The organism is Pseudomonas sp. o96-267, assembly GCF_003935465.1.
Taxonomy (GTDB): Bacteria; Pseudomonadota; Gammaproteobacteria; order Pseudomonadales; family Pseudomonadaceae; genus Aquipseudomonas; species Aquipseudomonas sediminis.
Genome location: NZ_RHQP01000015.1, coordinates 90,985 through 107,794, shown reverse-complemented (window position 1 = coordinate 107,794; position 16,810 = coordinate 90,985). Strand labels below are relative to the sequence as shown.

The window sequence follows — 16,810 nt, the reverse complement described above, 5'->3', positions numbered from 1 at the left end:
CCCCCTCTCCGCGTTCTTTTTTGGGTTTTTTTTCCCCAACTAAACACCCCTCTATTGGTGCTCTCTCCCCCCCCCCCCCCCCCCCCACCGCCCCCCCCCCCCCCCCCCCCCCCCCCCCCCCGCTCCTACAGAAAAGATGCAGTGTTCAGGCGCGCAGGAAATCCAGCACGCGCTGGCTGAACTCATCACCGGCCTGCACGTTGGACAGGTGCGCGGCGTAGAACTCCACCAGTTCGGCGCCAGCGATTCGTTCCTGCATGAAGCGACCATTCTCGGTGGTGGTAACCGGGTCGCCACTGCCGCAGACGATCAGCGTCGGCGCGACTATGCTGCCAAGCTGCTCGCGGTAGTCGGCATCGCGCACGGCCGCGCAGTTGGCTGCGTAGCCTTCGGGCGAAGTCTGCGCCAGCATGCCGACAATGGGGTCGACCTTGCCCGGATTGGCCTCGGCGAAGTCGGCGGTGAACCAGCGCGAGATCGACGCATCACGCAAACCGCGCATGGCCTGTTCGCCCTCGGCCAGAACCATCTCGATGCGCGGGTTCCACACTTCTGGCGTGCCGATCTTGGCGGCGGTGTTGCACAGCACCAGGCGCTCGATGCGCTCGGGCGCGTTGATGCCCAGCCACTGACCGATCAGACCACCCATGGACAGCCCGCAGAAATGCGCCTTGGCAATGCCCAGCGCATCGAGCAGGGCCAGCACGTCGCGACCGTTCTGTTCGATGCTGTACGGGCCTTGGCTCACCAGCGAGGCGCCATGACCACGGGTGTCGTAGCGCAACACCTGCAAGTGCTGGGTGAAGGCCGCGATCTGCGCATCCCACATGTGCAGGTCGGTGCCCAACGAGTTGGACAACACCAGCACCGGTGCACCGGCCGGGCCTTCTAGTAGGTAGTTCAAATCGCCATCGGCGAGACGTACGGCAGACATGGATAACTCCTAACGCGAAAATTGCGTGTGTTCGGCAACGGCCCGCTCGACCCAGCGACGAGCCTGACCCAGGTAGTGCGCAGCATCGAGCAGGCAATCCAGCTCGGCAGCGGAGAGTTGTGCGCTGACCTCGGCATTGGCGCCGAGCACCGCGCGCAGATGGGCGCCCTCGCGCACCGCCTGTTTGCAGCACTGTTCGATCAGGTGATGAGCCGCGTCACGGCCGATCTTCTGCGCCAGAGCGATGCTCACCGCCTCGGCCAGCACCAGCCCCTGGGTCAGTTCCAGATTGGCGCGCATACGTGCGGCATCCACCTCCAGCCCCGGCACCACCAGCAGCGCCTGCTGCAGGGCGCCGGAGACCAGGCAGCACAGCTCCGGCAGAGTTTCCCACTCGGCGTGCCAGAGACCGAGGCTGCGCTCGTGTTCCTGCGGCATGGCGCTGAACATGGTCGCTACCAGGCCCGGCGCGCGCGTGGCGGCACAGATCAACACCGCAGCGCTGACCGGATTGCGCTTGTGCGGCATGGTCGACGAGCCACCTTTGCCCGGCGCCGACGGCTCGAAGACTTCGCCGGCTTCGGTCTGCATCAGCAGGCTGAGGTCGCGGCCCAGCTTGCCCAGGCTGCCGGCGATCATCCCCAGCAGGCTGGCGAATTCCACCAGACGATCACGCTGGGTGTGCCAGGGCTGCTCGGGCAGGGTCAGTTCCAGCTCCTGCGCCAGCGCACCGCTGACCGCCCAACCGGCCTCGCCCAGCGCCGCCAGGCTGCCGGAGGCGCCGCCGAACTGCAGGCTCAGCAGGCGCGGCTTGAGTTCGCTCAGACGCTGGCGATGACGGGTAACGGCACCGAGCACACCGGCCAGCTTCATGCCGAGGGTGACCGGCGTGGCCTGCTGCAGCCAGGTGCGCCCGGCCAGCGGAGTTTCGATATGGCGCTCGGCCTGCGCCGCCAGGGCATCGCCGAGCTTCGCCAGATCGCTTTCCAGCAGGCCGATGGCAGCGCGCAGTTGCAGCACCAGGCCGCTGTCCATGGCGTCCTGGCTGGTGGCGCCAAGATGCACGTAGCGCTCGGCCTCGGGGTCAGTGGCGGCGATGCGCTTGCCCAGTGCCTTGCCCAGCGGGATAGCGGAATTACCCGCCGTGGCGATGGCCTGGGCCAGCGCCGGATAGTCGTAGAGTTCGGCCTTGCAAGCCGCCGCGATGGGCGCCACGGCCTCGGAGGGGATCAGCCCCACGCGCGCCTCGGCCCGTGCCAGGGCGGCCTCGAAGTCGAGCATGCCCTGCACCCGCCCGGCGTCGCAGAAAATCGCGCGCATGGCCGGCGCGGTGAAATAGGCATCGAAAAGTTGGTTGCTCACGAGCAGTGGGTTCCTGAGGAAATGGGCGCACGGCCTAGTGTGGCATCAATGTCGGCCTATGGTGCGCACGGCGCACCCTACGAGGCGCGTCATACGCCAAACCGTAGGGTGCGCCGTGCGCACCAATAAACCTCAAACCCGCTCGATGGCCAGCGCCAGGCCCTGGCCGACGCCCACGCACATGGTCGCCAGGCCGAGCTTGCCGCCGGTCTTCTCCAGGTGATGCACGGCGGTGAGCACCAGGCGGTTGCCGCTCATGCCCAGGGGGTGACCGAGGGCGATAGCACCGCCGTTCGGGTTGACCTTGGGGCTGTCGTCCGGCAGACCGAGATCACGGGTGACGGCCAGGCCTTGAGCGGCGAAGGCTTCGTTCAGCTCGATCACGTCGAACTGCTCGATGCTCAGGTTCAGCCGCGCCAGCAGCTTGCGCACCGCAGGCACCGGGCCGACGCCCATGATGCGCGGAGCGACGCCGCCGCTGGCCATGCCCAGCACCTTGGCGCGCGGCTTGAGGCCGTATTTCTGCACTGCTTCAGCGGACGCCAGGATCATCGCCGAGGCGCCATCGTTAAGGCCCGAGGCGTTGCCGGCGGTGACAGTCTTGCCTTCGCCGTTGACCGGCTTGAGCTTGGCCAGGCCTTCGGCGGTGGTGTCGGCACGCGGGTGCTCGTCACGGTCGACGACGATCTCGCCCTTCTTGGTATTGATCACCACCGGGACGATTTCCTCGGCGTAGTAACCGCTCTCCTGGGCCACCGCCGCACGCTGCTGGCTGCGCAGGCCGAAGGCATCTTGGTCGGCGCGGCTGACGCCGTAGTCATCGGCGACGTTGTCACCGGTGACCGGCATCGGGTCGACGCCGTACTGCGCTTTCATCAGCGGATTGACGAAGCGCCAGCCCAGGGTGGTGTCTTCCAACTTCTGGCCACGGCCAAAGGCGCTGTCGGCCTTGCCCATCACGTAAGGCGCGCGGGTCATGGACTCGACGCCAGCCGCGATGGCCAGCTCCATCTCGCCCGAGGCGATGGCGCGGAAGGCAGCGCCCACAGCCTCCATACCCGAGGCGCACAGGCGGTTGAGGGTCACGCCTGGCACCGTTTCCGGCAGACCGGCGAGCAGTAGCGCCATGCGGGCGACGTTGCGGTTGTCTTCGCCGGACTGGTTGGCGCAGCCCATGAACACTTCATCGACTGCAGACCAGTCGACCTGCGGGTTACGCTCCACCAACGCCTTGAGCGGAATCGCCGCCAGGTCATCGGCGCGTACCGCCGACAGCGCGCCATTGAGGCGACCAATCGGCGTGCGGATGGCGTCGCAGATGAATACGTCGCGGCTCATTCCTCACCTCCAGCCTGACCATGGGCGGCAGCGGTGCGCGCTTCCAGGTCACGCAGGGCGGCCAGTTCCTCAGCTTTCGGCGCCTCGGTGGTGGTCAGGTTGTCGGCGAAGCGAATCTGCCAGCCGGTGTTCTCGATCACCTGCTCGCGGGTCACGCCCGGGTGCAGCGAGGTGACGATGAATTCGTTGCTGCCGGCTTCCGGCTCCATGATGCACAGGTCGGTGATGATCGCCACCGGGCCGTCACCTGGCAGGCCCAGGCGCTTGCGATGATCGCCACCCTCGCCATGGCCAACCGAGGTGATGAAGGCCAGCTTGTCGACGAAGGTGCGATGGCCCTGCTTGAGGATGATCAGCACCTTCTTCGCCGAACCGGCGATTTCCGGCGCGCCACCGGCGCCCGGCAAGCGCACTTTCGGCGCGTGGTAGTCGCCGATCACGGTGGTGTTGATGTTGCCGAACTTGTCGACCTGAGCCGCGCCGAGGAAGCCGACGTCGATACGCCCGCCCTGCAGCCAGTAGCGGAAGATTTCGCCGGTCGGCACCACGGTGTCAGCGGTTTCGGCCAGCTCGCCGTCACCGATGGACAGCGGCAGCACGCTTGGCTTGGCGCCAATCGGGCCGGACTCATAAATCAGTACCACTTCCGGCGCATGGGTCAGGCGCGCCAGGTTGGCGGCCTTGGACGGCAGGCCGATGCCGACGAAGCAGACGCTGCCATTTCCGAGGCGGCGTGCGGCGGCCACGGTCATCATTTCATTGGTGTTGAACGCGCTCATCACTTGGCCTCCCCATTCACTTTCGCCTGGTACTGCGCAAAATCCTCGGTGCCACGGATGTACTCATCGATCCATGCGGTGAAGGTGTCGCGGTCACGGGCAATCGGGTCCCAGGCCTGGTAGAAGCGGTTGTCGCGCTCGTAGTAGCCATGGGCGTAGGACGGATGGGCACCGCCAGGTACCACGCAGACAGCGCTGATGGCCCAGGTCGGCAGCACGCAGGCGTTCATCGGCGCCTGCAGGTCGTCGACGATTTCCTCGACGGTGACGATGCAGCGCTTGGCGGCCAGGGCGGCTTCCTTCTGCACGCCGAGGATGCCCTGGATCAGCACGTTGCCCTTGCGGTCGGCCTTCTGCGCGTGGATCACGGTGACGTCCGGGCGCACGCTGGGGATCGCGGCCAGCTTCTCGCCAGTGAACGGGCACTCGATGAATTTGATCTCCGGGTTGACCTTGACCAGATCAGAACCCTGGTAGCCACGCAGCACGGCGAACGGCAGGTTGGAAGCGCCGGCGACATAAGCGTTGGCCATGGCCGCGTGGCTGTGCTCGCTGATTTCCAGCTTGTGCGGCCAGTGCTTCTCCACCGCATCGCGCAGGCGGTGCAGCGAACCGACGCCAGGGTTGCCGCCCCACGAGAAGGTCAGCTTGTGCGCGCAACCGGCGCCGATCAGCAGGTCGTAGACCAGATCCGGGGTCATGCGCACCAGATGCAGGTCTTTCTTGCCCTGGCGGATGATCTCGTGGGCAGCGGCAGTGGGAATCAGGTGGGTGAAGCCTTCGAGGGCGACGCAATCGCCGTCCTGGACATGGCGCGAAATGGCGTCGCGCAGCGTGATGATGTCGGCCATCGTATTGTTCTCGTCAGGTTGCAGGCGCCACCGAAGCGAGCGCGGTGGATACCTGCCACATTAAAAACTGACCCTGACGAGAACAATCCGATAATCGCCATATCGGGCGATTATCGAACACCTTCGAACGTTTACACCGCGCGGAACAACTGCCCGCTCAACTCTCGGCTGGCCGACAGCATCAGCGGCAGGTAGCGCTTTTCCAGCTCGGCGGCCGGAACGCGAGCAGCGTGGGTGCTGATGTTCATCGCTGCCAGCACGTGGCCGGCGGAGTCGTACACCGGCACCGCCAGCGAACGCAGGCCTTGCTCCAACTCCTGGTCGACGATGCACCAGCCCTGGTGCCGCACGCGCTGCAGGCACTCCCATAGCGCGTCGGGGGTGTGCAGGGTACGGCTGGTCTTGGGCTGCATCTCGGCGTGGGCCAGGTAGTCCTGCAACTGATCGTCATCCAGCGCGGCGAGCAGGATGCGACCCATGGAGGTGCAGTAGGCCGGCAGGCGGCTGCCGACGCTCAGGTCTACCGAGATCAGCCGCTGTGGAATCGCCGAGCGCGCGATGTAGAGCACCTGCTCGCCTTCCAACGTGGCCAGGTTGCAGGCCTCGTGCAGTTGTTCGCTGAGGCGATCCAGGAAAGGTTGCGCGGATACCGCCAGCGGCGTCGACGACAGGTAGGCGTGGCCCAGGGTGAGGACCTTGGGCAGCAGCGAATAGGTGCGCCCGTCGGTGGTGACGTAGCCCAGCTTCATCAGGCTGTAGAGACAGCGGCGCACGGCAGCACGAGGAATCTCGGTGCGGTGGCTGATCTGCGCGATGGTCAGGTGGCGTTTGCGCTCCTGGAAAGCGTTGATCACCGCCAGGCCACGGGCCAGGGAAGTCATGAAGTTGGGGTCGCCAGCGAACTCCTCGATACGCTTGGCCGGCGATACGTAGGGCGGCGGAGCAAGACTGGTAAGCGGCGGACGGGTTTCGCTCATGATGACTCCGAAACGGCGATGAACAGCACTTGGCGATTATCGAACCGTCGTGCGGTAATCGCAAACATGCTGAGCAAAACAGCAAACGACACTTCTGTAGCCCGGATGCAATCCGCGGCCATTGTCTCAGTCATTCCCGGATTTCATCCGGGCTACGAGGCTCAATGCCCTTGCTGCCGCCCAGCCCCGGCCGTTACGGTCAGGTACCCCTCAGGGTGCGGGCGGGGCTAGCCACTGCTTACGCGAGCAGCCCGCGGAATTCGATGAAGCCGATCAGCGCACTGATAGTGAAGAACGCCAGCACGGTCGCCCCGACCAGCGCCGCCGCACAACGCTCCTCGAGGCCGAAGCGCTGCCCCATGATCGGGTAGATGCTCAGCATCGGCGCGCTGGCGAACAGCACCCCGGCCACCAGCATGTGCGGCTCGATACCGGGCATGAGCATCAGCGCGGTGAACACCGCCAGCGGGTGCAACAGCAGCTTGGCCAGGCTGATTTGCGCCACCTCGCGCCACACGCCATTGGCCTTCATGCCGTACAGGGTGCCGCCGATCACGAACAGCGCCACCGGCGCCGAGGCACTGGCCAGCATGTCGATGGGGCGACTCAGCAGGGTCGGCAGGTCGATCCCCAGCAACGAGACCGCCAGGCCCAGACTGATACCGACGATGATCGGGTGCTTCAGCAGGCGCTTGAGGGTTTCACCCAGCACCGCCCACTTCGACTGCGCCTGCTGCTGTCCGCTCTCGGCAAGCATCAGCGCCAGGGGGATCATCAGCAGGTTTTCCACCAGCATGCCCAGGGCCAGCGCTACGGCGGCCTGCTCGCCCAGCACCGTGAGCGCGATCGGGTAACCGATGAAACCGCTGTTGGACACCGACACGCCCAGGGCCATGATCGCGCTGCGCGACACGCCCTGCTGGCGCAACCAGAAGGCCACGGCAAAACCGATGGCGAAGATCGCCAGCGAGCCCAGGGCATAGGCGCCCATGTACGGCAGGTTGAGCACCTCACTCAGCGGCCGCTTGGCCAGGGCGTTGAACACCAGGGCGGGCAAGGCGAAGGTGATGACGAAGGTGCCCATGCCGCGCAGTTGTTCGCGGTTGACCAGACCACCCCGTACCGACACGAAACCCAGACCGATCAGGATGAAAATCGGTGCGGTAATGCTGAGTACGGCTAACACGCGACGCAGTTCTCCACAGAGCTGGACAGTTGCTGCAAACGGCTGCGGGTGCGGCTGAAATCGCTGGCGCCGATATCGGCGCACACCCGCTCCAGGCTCGACTCGCTGGCGAGCAGCAGGACCACCCCACTGTCGTAGGCAACATCGATGAAGTTGATCACCCGCTGCTGCACATCCAGTGACAGCCGATGCAGCGGCGGAACGTTACTGACGGCGACGCAAGCGAGATGTTCGCACAACCACAGGTAATCCGCGGTCGATGACGGCACCTCGAACAGCGCCGAAAAATCCAGCCAGATCCCCTGCCCGCTTCGCCCCCGCAAGGCGAACGAGCGGCGGTTCAGTTGCAGCTCGCCGCCCTCGCCCGCGACGATCTGCAAGGCGCGGCACAACAGGCTGTCGGCCCGTTCGGCAGGCGCCTGGATGAAGCGCCCCCAATCGTGCCGGGTGCGCTGGCGATAGTCTTCGCCGGCGTCCAGTTCGAGTACCTGGCAATGGCGCTGCAGCAACGCGATGAACGGCCTGAAGCGTACATGATAGAGCGGGTTCGGGCACAGCCCGGCCGGTGCGAAATTGGACGTGAACACCAACGCCACGCCTTCACGCAGCAGGCATTCGAGCAGGCGCCCGAGGAGAATGGCGTCGCCGATGTCATGCACATGGAACTCATCGAAGCACAGCAGGCGCGCTTCCACGGCCAGGTCGGCGGCGACCCGGGCCAGCGGCTCGGGCTGGCCGCTGTAGGCGTTCAGGCGCTGTTGCAGCTCCTGGAGAAAACCGTGCACATGCACCCGGCGCTTGTTCGCCACGGGCGCGGCGGCGAATAGGCAATCCATGACGAAGCTCTTGCCGCGCCCGACACCGCCCCATAGGTAGACACCCGCAGCCGGACGCCGCCAGCGCCGCTTGGGCGCCAGCTGCGCGCCCAGCCAGTCGGCAAGTTGGGCGATGGCCCGCTGCTGGGCGGGGCCGGCGCGAAAGCCCCGGGCCGCCAGCTCGCGGTCGAAGTGACGGCGCACCGCCTCGGCGGGCGCCACCGGGTCAGAAGTCAAAGAACACTGTCTCGTCGTCCCCCTGGATACGGATATCGAAACGGTAGGCGGTCTTGCCCTCGACTTCGCAGCGTTTGGCGATCAGCGTCTCGCGGCGCTGCGGCTGCTCGATCAGGTTCAGCACCGGGTCCTTGGCGTTGGCCTCAGCCTCGTCCTCGAAATACAGGCGAGTATTGAGGTGGATGTTGATGCCACGGGCGAACAGCGCGACGTTGACGTGCGGCGCCATCGGCACGCCGGCGGCGTTGTTCACTACACCCGGTTTGACCGTGTAGGCGAACCATTCGCTGCCAGCATCGAAGGTGGTAGCGGTACGGCCGAAGCCATTGAAGGCCTTGCTCTGGTCGTAATCCTCGTCGTACTGGCCCTGGTGGTCGGCTTGCCACAGCTCGAGGAAGGCGTCGCGCACCAGGTGGCCGTTGCCGTCATAGATATGACCGACCAGCACGATGTGCTCGCCCGGCGCCTCGGGGCTGGCCATCTGGTTCCAGATTTCCTGCTCGCGCGTCGGGTTGCCGGCGGCGGCCAGGGCCAGGCCGATATGGACGTAGGGGCCGGCGGTTTGCGAAGGGGTTTCCGGCAGCAGTTCAACAGGCATGGTCATCCCTCCTTACTTATTCTCGAAATGGGTTTTGCGCTGGCCGCGCAGCACGATGTCGAAGCGGTAGGCCAGACAATCCATGGGATTGGCCGTGCTCATGTCGAGCTTGGCGATCAGCGTCTGCACCGCGTCCGGGTTGGCGATCGCCTTGACGATCGGGCACAGCGGAATCAACGGATCACCCTCGAAATACAGCTGAGTGATCAGGCGCGTGGAGATCGAGGGGCCATTGAGCGAAAAGTGAATGTGCGCCGGGCGCCAGTCGTTGGGGTTGTTGCGCCACGGATAGGGGCCGGGCTTGATGGTGCGGAAGATGTAGCGGCCTTCGCTGTCGGTCAGCGCGCGGCCGACACCACCGAAGTTGGGATCGAGCGGCGCCAGATAGCGGTCGTTCTTGTGGCGGTAGCGGCCGCCGGCGTTGGCCTGCCACATCTCCACCAGGGTATGCGGGATCGGCTTGCCGTACTGGTCCATGACCCGGCCGGAGACGATGATGCGTTCACCGATGGGTAGCCCACCGTTGTTGAAATTGAGCAGCAAATCGTTGTCGTGCTCGGCGAACTTCAGGTGCGAGAAGTCCGGGCCGGTGGTTTCGGAAATCGACTGCGGAATGCTTACCAGCGCCTGGCGCGGCGAACGGGCAATGGATGTCTTGTAGTCGGGGGTGAAGGCTTTCGGATGCCAGTTGCGGTCGCGAATGGCAAAGCGACGGTTGTCCTCGGCAGGCATGGTGCACTCCTGTTATGGCTATTGTGGAGTTTTCCCAGGGTGCAGGTTCCCCGGGGAGTTGGCGCAGTCTCGGCCAAACCTGCCTAGATGAACATTGAAAAGACACCGTCAAAACATAACCAAATGGTTATGGAAAAGCGCCCTCGCGGTAGGCCTGCGCCACCTCGCGTAGCACATCGCAGAAGCGCTCCCCCGCCAGTGACAGGCCCAGCGCACTGTTACGGCATATGCCTACCGAGCCACCAGGCTCACGCACCGGCAGTTGCAACTCGACCAGCTCGCCGCGTCGCACGTCCAGGCATACGCCGTCCTGCGGCGCCACCCATAGCGCATCGCTGCACAGGACGTAGCGCCGACTCAAGGCCGGCGAGAGGGTTTCCAGACGCTGCCGCGACGGCGTCACCCCGCATTGCACGAAGAGGCTGTCGGCATGCTTGCGGATGGTGGTGCCGGTGGTCGGCAATACCAACGGGTAATCACCCAACCGCCCCAGCGCCTCCTCTCCGGCAGCCAGCAACGGATGCCCCGGGCGTACCACCAGGGTCATCGATTCGCTGTACAGGTGCTCGAACGTCAGGCCCTGGATGTCCGGGCTGTCGGTCATGCGGCCGATCACCAGATCCAGCTCGCCGACGCGTAACTGACTCAAGAGATAGGCACCAGGCCCGGTGGCGACGCTGACCACCAGCGCCGCATGACGCTGGTGCAGGCGCCCGGCCACCTCAGGAATCAGCAGGCTCTCGACGGTAGACAGCACGCCCACGCGCACCTGCCCAGCCTCGTGCTCGCCTTCGCGCAGGCTGTTCACGCCATCACGCAGCGCCTGCACGCAGGGGCCGGCGTAACGCATGAAGGCCACCCCGGCAGCGGTCAGACTCACCCCGCTCTTGCCCCGCTCGAACAGACTGGCCTCGAGGATCTCCTCCAGCTCCTTGAGCGTCTTGGAAATCGCTGGCTGGCTCACCGCCAGGGCATCGGCCGCCTTGGCGAAACTGCGCTGGCGGGCGATCTCGAGAAAGCACAGCAGGTGACGGAATTTGATACGGGTGTCGATGTTCATCGCGGGTACCGAATACAGGTGCTGCGATGATGCCGCAAAGCATAGGCCTGGCACAGACGACAATTGGCAGGTTCTTCACTTTGGTCGCACTTGGCTGACCGAAGGGTCAGCTCTATGCTGCACCTTTTTTGTGCGAGCCTGCCCGATGTCCCTGTTCGATCTACTGCTGCTGGCCCTCGCCGGTTTCGCCGCTGGGGGCATGAACGCCCTGGCTGGCGGCGGCACCTTCTTCTCCTTCCCTGCGCTGCTCGCCGCCGGCCTGCCACCGGTGACGGCCAATGCCACCAACGCAGTGGCCCTGTGGCCGGCCAGCCTGGCCGGTGCCTGGGCAGCGCGCGCCTCATTGCGGCCGCTGGGTCGTTATCTGCTTCCACTGCTGTTGGCCGGCCTGGCCGGCGGTCTGCTCGGCGGCCTGTTGCTGCTGGCCGGCGGCGACGATGTGTTCCGCGTGTTGATCCCATGGCTGTTGCTGGCCGCCACTGCGCTATTTGCCGCCAGCCCATGGCTGGGACGCTGGCTGGCCGAGCGGCGCAAGAACAAGGCATCCGCACATCCGCCGCATACGCCACTGTCGCTGGGCGCGCATATCGGCGTTTCGATCTACGGCGGTTACTTCGGCGCCGGCATGGGTATTCTGCAGCTCGCCGCGTTCTCCATCGAAGGCCACCCGCTGGCCCGCGCCAACGCCCTGAAGAACCTGATTTCGGCAGTCATCTACAGCATCGCCACACTGACCTTCGTCATCGCCGGCCGGGTCAGCTGGTACGAGCTGGCCATCCTGCTTACCGGCGCCACCATCGGCGGTTATTTCGGCGGCGCACTGGGCGAGAAATTAGCGCCTGCGTTGCTGCGCAGCTTCGTCATTCTGGTCGGCAGCACGATGACGCTGTACTACTTCTGGAACACCTACTTCTCGGCGTAATAAAGCGACTCCTGTGTAGGAGCGGCTTCAGCCGCGATTGCCGGTGGGTGCCTGGACAGCATCGCGGATAAAACGGAAGCCGCCCAGCAGCTCTTACAAGCGCCTCTCAAGCCCGCTGATTTGCCCGAGTGGCGCGGCTCTGCTAGTGTCGCGCCCGTTCCAGAATCAGCGAGAACCCGCACCATGGCCCGCAAGAAAGCCGCTCCCGACTTCGAACACTCCCTCGCCGAGTTGCAGACTCTGGTCGAGCGCCTGGAGAGCGGCGAGCTGTCGCTGGAAGACTCCCTGACCGCCTTCGAGCAGGGCATCGGCCTGACCCGCGAATGCCAGGCCGCGCTGGCTCAGGCCGAGCAGAAGGTGCAGATCCTGCTGGAGCGCGATGGTGAGTTGCAGCCCGCCCCCTTCGATACGGACGAGTCCGCATGATCGCGGCGTACCAGAAACGCTGCCAGACCCGCGTCGATACCGCTCTGGAACAGCTGTTCCAAGCACCGCGCACAGAACTCGAACGGCTCTACCAGGCCATGCGCTACAGCGTCATGAATGGCGGCAAGCGCATACGTCCGCTGCTGGTCTACACCGCCTGCGAAACTCTCGAAGGTGATCTCGAACGTGCCGATGGCGCGGCCTGCGCGGTGGAGCTGATTCACGCCTACTCGCTGGTGCATGACGACCTGCCGGCGATGGACGACGACGACCTGCGTCGCGGCCAGCCGACCACGCACAAGGCCTTCGATGAAGCGAGTGCAATCCTTGCCGGCGACGCTCTGCAAAGCCTGGCCTTCGGCGTACTCGCCGACCGCCGACGCAACCCGCAGGATGCCGAGACGCGCCTGCAGATGATCGAACTGCTGAGCCAGGCTGCAGGCCCGGCCGGCATGGTCGGCGGCCAGGCCATCGACCTTGGCTCGGTTGGCCTGCAACTCGACCAGCAGGCGCTGGAAGTCATGCACCGGCACAAGACCGGCGCCTTGATCGAGGCCAGCGTGGCGCTCGGTGCCCTGGCCAGCGGCAGCACCGACGAACTGGCACTCAAGGCCCTGCTGCAATACGCCCGCGCCATCGGCCTGGCCTTTCAGGTGCAGGACGACATCCTCGATGTGGAAAGCGATACCGCCACCTTGGGCAAGACCCAGGGCAAGGACGAAGCCCACGACAAGCCCACCTACCCCGCCCTGCTCGGCCTCGACGCTGCCAAGGACTACGCTTTGGAACTGCGCGACCAGGCCCTGCACGTGCTGCGCCCGTTCGGCAACAGCGCCGAACCGCTGCGCGAGCTGGCCCGTTACATCGTCGAGCGGCGCAGCTGAGCGACGCATGAAGCGAGCCCTTGTCCTGCTCGTTATGCTCAGCGCCAGCCAGGCCTGGGGCATGGACGGGCAAGGCAACTCCAGCGACCACTTCACCGTGGGCAGCAGCCTCGGTACCGCCGGTATCACCGCCTCCACCAGCAATTCACTGCGCGCCTACCAGAGCGCCCGTGACGATGCCCTGGCCTATGTCGCCTCGGCCGGCGATATTCGAGGCGCACGGCTGGAAAGTGCGCTGCGGCAGTACCGCCGTGACCATCCAGATGCCGGCACAAGCGACATGCACTTGGCACAGGCCATCGCCTCATTGCGCTGACCCGAGCCACTCGCGCCATCACTCCAATCTATGTCGGCATGATCGCCACATAAGGCTTGCTTTACCCCGGCCACCAGCCACCTAAGATGGCTCCATAACGACAAGATGTCCGGAGCCGCCATGCCCTTCCCTGCCCTGCTGATCGCCAACCGTGGCGAGATCGCCATTCGCATCGCCCAGGCCTGCGCCGACCTCGGCATCCGCAGTGTCGCGGTGTATGCCGAGGACGACACCTCCTGCCTGCACACGCGCAAGGCCGACCTGGCCGTGGCGCTGGTCGGTCGCGGTGCCGCGGCCTACCTGGACATGGATCAGCTCATTGCCATCGCCCGTGAGCAGGGCTGCACGGCCATCCACCCCGGCTACGGGTTTCTCGCCGAGAACGCCGAATTCGCCCGCCGTTGCCAGGCCGCTGGGCTGACCTTCGTAGGGCCAACGCCCGAGACGCTGCAACTGTTTGGCGACAAGGCCGCCGCCCGTGATCTCGCCGCGCGCTGCAACGTACCGCTGGTGCCCGGTATCAACCAGGCGGTGACGCTGGAGCAGGCCGGCGCCTTTCTCGCCGAGCACGGCAGCGTGATGCTCAAGGCCCTGGCCGGTGGCGGCGGGCGCGGCATGCGTGCATTGGACGATCCGGCGCAGTTGGCCGAGGCCTTCGCCCGCTGCGCCTCCGAGGCTCAGGGCGCCTTCGGCAGCGGCGCGCTGTACGTGGAGAAGCGCGTGCGCCGCGCCCGGCATATCGAAGTGCAGGTGCTCGGTGACGGCAGCGGCGCGGTCAGCCACCTGTGGGAGCGCGACTGCAGCCTGCAACGCCGCCACCAGAAGCTGGTGGAGATCGCCCCCAGCCCCGAGCTGGATGCGGCCACCCGTGACGCCATCATCGCCAGCGCCCTGCGCCTGGCGGCCGAGGTGAAATATCGCGGCATCGGCACCTTCGAGTTTCTGCTCGACCTCGACCAGCCGGGGCACTTCTACTTCATGGAAGCCAACCCGCGCGTGCAGGTGGAGCACACCGTCACCGAGCAGGTCACCGGCGTCGACCTGCTGCACACGCAACTGCACCTGGCCGCCGGCAAAAGCCTTGCCGAGCTGAAGCTGCTCACGTCACCGGCGACCAAAGGCTATGCCGTGCAGGTACGCCTGAATCTGGAGACCCTGCTCGCCGATGGCAGCGCCCGCCCGGCCAGTGGCGTGCTCGGCGCCTATCAACCGCCCTCCGGCCCGGGCCTGCGTGTGGATGGCTGCGGCTATGCCGGCTACGTCGTCAGCCCGGCCTACGACTCGCTGATCGCCAAGCTGATCGCCAGCGCCAGCGATTATCCCAGCGCTCTACGCCGTGCCTATCGGGGTCTGTGCGAGTTTCGCCTCGACGGTGTGGCGAGCAACCTGTATCTGCTGCAGAACCTGTTGCAGCGCGACGAGGTGATCGCCAATCAGGTCGACACCACCTACGTAGAGCGGCATCTGAGCGAGTTGCTGGCTGCCCGCGAACAAGCCCATCCACATCGCTACTTCGCCGCTGACGCCGCGTTGCACAGCGCCAAGGCCACTGTCGACGCGCCGCCTGGCACCCTGGCCCTGAGCGCCCCCAGCGCTGGCGTGCTGGTCAGCTTGGCGGTGGCCGATGGCGATGCCGTGGCCGCCGGCCAAGTCATCGCTGTGCTGGAAGCGATGAAGATGGAGTTCGAGGTCAAGGCCGAGCACAGCGGTATCGTCCGCGCGTTAGCCGTGGCCCCCGGTGACGCCATCGGTGAGGGCCAGGCGCTGGCGTTTCTGGAACCGGCCGAGGTGCATGATCTCGACGCCCACGGCGAGCAGGCGGTCGACCTGGCGCATATCCGCGACGATCTGGCCGAGGTACTGGAGCGCCATGCCCGCCTGACCGATGCGCGTCGCCCCGAGGCCGTGGCGAAAAGGCGCAAGACCGACCAGCGCACGGTTAGGGAAAACCTCACGGACTTGCTCGATGCCGACAGCTTTATCGAATACGGCGCCATGGCCCTGGCCGCCCAGCGCCGTCGACGTTCGCCCGAGGAACTACTGGAGCTGAGCCCGGCCGATGGCCTGGTCGCCGGCATCGGCACGGTGAACGCCGCGAGCTTCGGCAGCGATGCTGCGCGCTGCATGGCCATCGCCTACGACTACACGGTGTTCGCCGGCACCCAGGGCGTGATGAACCACAAGAAGACCGACCGCATGCTGGCCCTGGCCGAGCAATGGCGCCTGCCGGTGGTGCTGTTCGCCGAAGGCGGCGGTGGCCGACCAGGCGATACCGATTTCGTCGGCGTGGCCGGGCTGGACTGCCACACTTTCGTCGCCATGGCCAAACTCTCCGGCCTGGTGCCGACGGTGGGCCTGGTCTCCGGCCGCTGCGTCGCCGGCAACGCCGCGCTGCTCGGCTGCTGCGACGTGATCATCGCCACCCGCAATGCCAGCATCGGTATGGCTGGCCCGGCGATGATCGAAGGTGGCGGCCTCGGCAGCTTCACCCCCGAGCAGGTCGGCCCGACCAGCGTGCAAGGCCCCAACGGGGTGATCGACGTGCTGGTGGAGGACGAAGCCGAAGCGGTCGCCGTGGCCAAGCAATACCTGGGCTATTTCCAGGGCCCGCTGAGCGACTGGCAGTGCAGCGACACCCGAGAGCTGCGCCATGTGATCCCGGAAAATCGCCTACGCGTGTACGACATCCGCCAGGTGATCGAGCTGCTGGCCGATCACGGCAGCGTGCTGGAGCTGCGCAGGCAGTTCGCCCCCGGCCTGATCACCGCGTTGATCCGCATCGAGGGCAAACCGTTCGGGCTGATCGCCAACAACCCCGCGCACCTGGGTGGCGCCATCGATGCCGTGGCCGGCGACAAGGCCGCGCGCTTCCTGCAACTGTGCGAGGCGCATGACCTGCCCATCGTCTCGCTGTGCGACACCCCCGGTTTCATGGTCGGCCCGGACGCGGAGAAACAGGCCACGGTGCGCCACGTCTCGCGCCTGTTCGTCACCGCCGCCAGCCTCACGGTGCCCTTCTTCACCCTGGTGCTGCGCAAGGGCTACGGCCTCGGCGCCCAGGCCATGGCCGCCGGCAGCTTCCACTCGCCGCTGTTCACCGCTGCCTGGCCCAGTGGCGAATTCGGTGCCATGGGCCTGGAAGGCGCGGTGCGCCTGGGTTTTGCCAAGGAGCTGGCGGCCCAGCCAGACGAGACCGCGCGCCAGGCGCTGTTCGACAAGCTGGTGGCCAAGGCCTACGACAACGGCAAGGCGCTGAACATGGCCAGCTATCTGGAGATCGACGCCGTGATCGACCCAGCCGACAGCCGCGCCTGGCTGCTGCGCGGCCTCAATGCGGCGCCGCGTTCGCCCCGGCGCGACGGCAAGAAACGTCCCTTCGTCGACACCTGGTAA

The 16,810-nt window shown here is 66.0% G+C and carries 16 protein-coding genes; 5 read left to right on the top strand and 11 right to left on the bottom strand.

All coding sequences use genetic code 11. The annotated features are described in order from the left end of the window. Nucleotides 1-145 precede the first annotated feature (145 nt). The 11 genes from pcaD to pcaQ all read right to left on the bottom strand — a co-directional run bounded on the left by pcaD (nt 146) and on the right by pcaQ (nt 10,869). Entirely contained in the window at nt 146-934 is a 789-nt protein-coding gene (gene pcaD / locus EGJ86_RS12695; protein WP_125835319.1) for a 3-oxoadipate enol-lactonase, read from the bottom strand. 9 nt (nt 935-943) lie between these two features. Further along, complete coding sequence (locus EGJ86_RS12690; RefSeq protein WP_125835318.1) at nt 944-2,296, bottom strand: 3-carboxy-cis,cis-muconate cycloisomerase; 1,353 nt, start codon at nt 2,294-2,296, stop codon at nt 944-946. 132 nt (nt 2,297-2,428) lie between these two features. Further along, a complete protein-coding gene (gene pcaF, locus EGJ86_RS12685; protein WP_125835317.1) occupies nt 2,429-3,634 on the bottom strand; it encodes a 3-oxoadipyl-CoA thiolase in 1,206 nt (401 codons plus the stop codon). After that, nucleotides 3,631-4,413, bottom strand: a complete 783-nt coding sequence (locus EGJ86_RS12680) for a CoA-transferase subunit beta (RefSeq protein WP_099526313.1) — start codon at nt 4,411-4,413, stop codon at nt 3,631-3,633. Before EGJ86_RS12680 ends, pcaF begins: the two co-directional genes overlap by 4 nt. Next, complete coding sequence (locus EGJ86_RS12675; RefSeq protein ID WP_125835316.1) at nt 4,413-5,264, bottom strand: CoA transferase subunit A; 852 nt, start codon at nt 5,262-5,264, stop codon at nt 4,413-4,415. The genes EGJ86_RS12680 and EGJ86_RS12675 overlap by 1 nt, the downstream gene beginning before the upstream one ends. A 131-nt stretch (nt 5,265-5,395) precedes the next feature. Beyond that, a complete protein-coding gene (locus EGJ86_RS12670; protein WP_099526311.1) occupies nt 5,396-6,241 on the bottom strand; it encodes an IclR family transcriptional regulator in 846 nt (281 codons plus the stop codon). 238 nt (nt 6,242-6,479) lie between these two features. Next, entirely contained in the window at nt 6,480-7,427 is a 948-nt protein-coding gene (locus EGJ86_RS12665; RefSeq protein WP_125835315.1) for an AEC family transporter, read from the bottom strand. After that, a complete protein-coding gene (gene zapE, locus EGJ86_RS12660) occupies nt 7,421-8,464 on the bottom strand; it encodes a cell division protein ZapE (protein WP_125835324.1) in 1,044 nt (347 codons plus the stop codon). Before zapE ends, EGJ86_RS12665 begins: the two co-directional genes overlap by 7 nt. Nucleotides 8,465-8,468: 4 nt before the next feature. Beyond that, nucleotides 8,469-9,077, bottom strand: a complete 609-nt coding sequence (gene pcaG, locus EGJ86_RS12655) for a protocatechuate 3,4-dioxygenase subunit alpha (protein ID WP_125835314.1) — start codon at nt 9,075-9,077, stop codon at nt 8,469-8,471. A gap of 12 nt (nt 9,078-9,089) precedes the next feature. After that, entirely contained in the window at nt 9,090-9,809 is a 720-nt protein-coding gene (pcaH, locus tag EGJ86_RS12650; protein WP_106733434.1) for a protocatechuate 3,4-dioxygenase subunit beta, read from the bottom strand. A gap of 127 nt (nt 9,810-9,936) precedes the next feature. After that, the gene (gene pcaQ, locus EGJ86_RS12645; protein WP_125835313.1) at nt 9,937-10,869 is read right to left on the bottom strand and encodes a pca operon transcription factor PcaQ; all 933 of its coding nucleotides are present in this window, start codon (nt 10,867-10,869) and stop codon (nt 9,937-9,939) included. Nucleotides 10,870-11,014: 145 nt separating this feature from the next. Here pcaQ and EGJ86_RS12640 point away from each other — a divergent pair, with 145 nt between their 5' ends. The 5 genes from EGJ86_RS12640 to EGJ86_RS12620 all read left to right on the top strand — a co-directional run bounded on the left by EGJ86_RS12640 (nt 11,015) and on the right by EGJ86_RS12620 (nt 16,810). Further along, a complete protein-coding gene (locus tag EGJ86_RS12640) occupies nt 11,015-11,791 on the top strand; it encodes a sulfite exporter TauE/SafE family protein (protein ID WP_125835312.1) in 777 nt (258 codons plus the stop codon). Between the two features lie 183 nt (nt 11,792-11,974). Then, nucleotides 11,975-12,217, top strand: a complete 243-nt coding sequence (locus tag EGJ86_RS12635) for an exodeoxyribonuclease VII small subunit (RefSeq protein ID WP_125835311.1) — start codon at nt 11,975-11,977, stop codon at nt 12,215-12,217. Continuing rightward, the gene (gene ispA, locus EGJ86_RS12630) at nt 12,214-13,101 is read left to right on the top strand and encodes a (2E,6E)-farnesyl diphosphate synthase (protein ID WP_125835310.1); all 888 of its coding nucleotides are present in this window, start codon (nt 12,214-12,216) and stop codon (nt 13,099-13,101) included. Before EGJ86_RS12635 ends, ispA begins: the two co-directional genes overlap by 4 nt. 7 nt (nt 13,102-13,108) lie before the next feature. Continuing rightward, the gene (locus EGJ86_RS12625; RefSeq protein WP_106733431.1) at nt 13,109-13,417 is read left to right on the top strand and encodes a DUF2388 domain-containing protein; all 309 of its coding nucleotides are present in this window, start codon (nt 13,109-13,111) and stop codon (nt 13,415-13,417) included. 120 nt (nt 13,418-13,537) lie between these two features. After that, nucleotides 13,538-16,810, top strand: a complete 3,273-nt coding sequence (locus EGJ86_RS12620; protein ID WP_125835309.1) for a carboxyl transferase domain-containing protein — start codon at nt 13,538-13,540, stop codon at nt 16,808-16,810.